Source organism: Hymenobacter elongatus (genome assembly GCF_004745955.1).
GTDB lineage: Bacteria > Bacteroidota > Bacteroidia > Cytophagales > Hymenobacteraceae > Hymenobacter > Hymenobacter elongatus.
On the sequence record NZ_SRLD01000107.1, the window covers coordinates 1 to 1,116 of the forward strand.

Here is a 1,116-nt window from a genome sequence, read left to right on the forward strand (position 1 = left end):
TGGTTGTAGTCGTACTGCCACAAGCGGCAGTGCTCACGCACCTGCTGCAAGGTAGCAAAGAGGTAGCCGTTGAGCAGCTCGCGACGAAACGAGCCGTTGAAGCGTTCCACGTAGGCATTTTGGGTGGGGATGGCCGGTTGAATCCAGTGCAGCACGATGCCTTGCTGGCCGCACCAGTCCTGCAACACGTGGCTGATGAGCTCCGGGCCGTTGTCGACGCGCAGCCGCTGTGGCGGGCCGTGGCGCTCGACCAGTTGCGTGAGCTGGCGCACCACCCGGGTGGCGGGCAGGGAGAAATCCACCTCGATGCCGAGCACTTCGCGGTTCCAGTCCTCGACCACGTTCAGCGTGCGGAAGCGCCGCCCGTCGGTCAGGGCGTCGCTCATGAAGTCCATCGACCAGCACTGATTGGCTTGCTCGGGCACGGTCAGCGGCTGCTTGATGCGTTCGGGCAAGCGGCGCTTCTTGCCCCGCCGGTGCAGCTGCAGGTGGTGGGCCTGGTACAGGCGCCACAGCCGCTTGTGATTCACCACCAGGCCATCTTTGCGCAGCCGGTAGTAGTACTTCCAAAAGCCCCACCCAGCATGGCGCTTGACCACGGCCAGCAACGCGGCCACCACCACCGCCTCGCTCGCCGAACGGCTATTTTGCTCGCCCCGGTCGGGCGGCGTGGCGTAGCTCTCGCGGGCCAGGCCCACCAGGGCACAGGCCCGGCGCCGGCTCAGCCCCCGCGCCACGGCGTGCTGGGCCACGGCCCGCCGCTCGGCCGGGGCCACTACTTTTTTCGCAGCACCTCCTTGACCACTTGGTTTTCCAGGCTCAGATCGGCCACCAGTTGTTTGAGCCGGCGGTTTTCCTCTTCCAGGTGCTTGAGACGCTGTAATTCGGTGACCTCCAGGCCGCCGTACTTGCTCTTCCACTGGTAAAACGTGGGCTCGCTGATACCGTGCTCGCGGCAAATGTGAGCCACGGTTTGGCCCTGGCCTTGCTGGCGCAGGATGCCGATGATTTGCGCTTCACTAAAGCGGCTCTTTTTCATGGGGCAGTAGGGAAAGGGTGAGAAAATATACCCCTTTCCTCTACTTTTCACTGGCCTACTTCGAGGGGAAGCCTACA

1 protein-coding gene is annotated in these 1,116 nt (G+C 63.7%); it reads right to left on the bottom strand.

Annotated elements, in window-relative coordinates; all coding sequences use genetic code 11:
- Positions 1 to 1,039, bottom strand: a protein-coding gene (locus E5J99_RS20935; RefSeq protein ID WP_135499749.1) for an IS3 family transposase whose coding sequence is annotated in 2 segments (ribosomal slippage) — positions 1 to 790 and positions 790 to 1,039 — 1,040 coding nt annotated over the 2 segments. Because the reading frame shifts where the segments join, the coding sequence is not laid out codon by codon here. This gene is flagged as partial in the annotation.
- Between the last annotated feature and the right edge of the window lie 77 nt (positions 1,040 to 1,116).